This is a genomic window from Robiginitalea sp., assembly GCF_049588695.1.
Taxonomy (GTDB): Bacteria; Bacteroidota; Bacteroidia; order Flavobacteriales; family Flavobacteriaceae; genus Robiginitalea.
The window spans coordinates 1-1,570 of record NZ_JBAVZJ010000268.1 but is presented as its reverse complement, the minus strand read 5'-3'; the positions used below and the strand labels follow the sequence as shown (position 1 = coordinate 1,570).

Annotated in this window: 2 protein-coding genes; both read left to right on the top strand. The window is 47.3% G+C overall.

Annotation, left to right across the window (positions count from 1 at the left end):
- Window positions 1–499, top strand: a 499-nt coding sequence (locus tag WBV75_RS06515; protein WP_424119832.1) for an ACP phosphodiesterase, incomplete at its 5' end; no start/stop codon positions are given.
- A gap of 12 nt (window positions 500–511) precedes the next feature.
- The coding region (locus tag WBV75_RS06510; RefSeq protein WP_424119831.1) for a gamma-glutamyltransferase family protein at window positions 512–1,570 on the top strand (1,059 nt) is incomplete at its 3' end.

Genomic DNA, 1,570 nt, shown 5'->3' with positions numbered 1-1,570 from the left:
GGACTATCTGGACTATCCAAAGCGCGTGCAACAGGGCATACTTTTGCATCGCGCGATTGATACCTTTACAGATTCTCACACCATCCCCAGGGTCAGCAGCAAGCGCCTTCATTCCCGATATCACCACTATAGCCGGGTGATTGTGGATATTTATTATGACCACTTCCTGGCCCGCCTCTGGGATAATTACTCGGAGATACCCCTGGAGATTTATACACAAGACTTTTACGCTTTGCTGCAGGATAATCTTAACTGGCTTCCTAAATCCATTCAACATATGAGTTCTTATATGATCAGCGATAACTGGCTTTTGAATTACAGGGAATTTGAAGCGCTGGAACAGGTTTTTCACGGCATGAACAGAAGGACCTCCATGAAAAGTGGTATGGATACGGCAGTGGAGGAGTTGGAACAGTACTACTCGGAATTCGAAGCAGAATTCAGGCCGTTTTTTGAAGATTTAGTTATCTTTTCACGTGAAAAACTACTGCTACTGTAAAACCTTATACCAATGATTCAAATCCCCACCCGCCTGATTCGACTTTTCGCGGCTTCCCTTATGGTATTTGTTTTTGTGCAGTGCAGGAAGGCAGCACCGGAAACTGCTCCTACTGGTTATGTCGCTGAAAATGCTATGGTGGTTTCTGCCCGAAAGGAAGCTTCCGAAATCGGGGTACAAATTCTTAAAAATGGCGGCAATGCTTTTGACGCCATGGTGGCGACAGAATTGGCCCTTGCCGTGGCCTATCCCTTTGCCGGAAATCTGGGCGGTGGGGGTTTTATGGTATATCGCAAAGCGAATGGCCAAATCGGCTCCCTGGATTACCGTGAAAAGGCACCCCTGGCAGCGCACAAAGATATGTACCTGGATTCCCTGGGGAATGTGATTCCCGGGATGAGCACAATAGGGGCCACGGGAACCGGGGTGCCAGGAACTGTAGCGGGTATTTTTGCGGTTCACGATCGCTTTGGAAGCCTGCCGATCGCAGATATTATCCAACCGGTGATTGACCTGGTTGAAAAAGGAGTAGTGGTCACCGAAAAACAGGCACAACGCCTGGAAAAGTATCGTGAACAAATTATTGAAGTAAATGGTGATAATACTTTGTTTTATAATGAATGCAAAAAAGGTGATACTCTCTCGTATCCCGCTTTAGCCAAAACACTTAAGCGCATTGCACTAAATGGCCGGGACGAATTTTACACCGGTGAAACTGCGCGAATACTCGCACGCTTTATTCAGGAAAAAGGCGGTTATGTCACCGAAGAAGACCTCGCAAAGTACGAGGCCCGTTGGCGCGATCCCATAGTTTTTACATATAAGGACCTTCGCATTATTTCCATGAGCCCCCCAAGCAGCGGAGGAGTCACCATGAACCAAATTCTGAAGATGATTGAGCCGTATGACATGGGAGCCTTCGGCCATAACTCGGCTAAAGCGATTCAGCTTTTTACGGAAGCTGCACGTCGCGCCTATGCCGATCGGAACTATTTCCTGGGTGACCCAGATTTTGTTGAAATCCCAATCGATGAGCTCCTGAGTCAATCTTATTTAAGAGAACGTATGAGC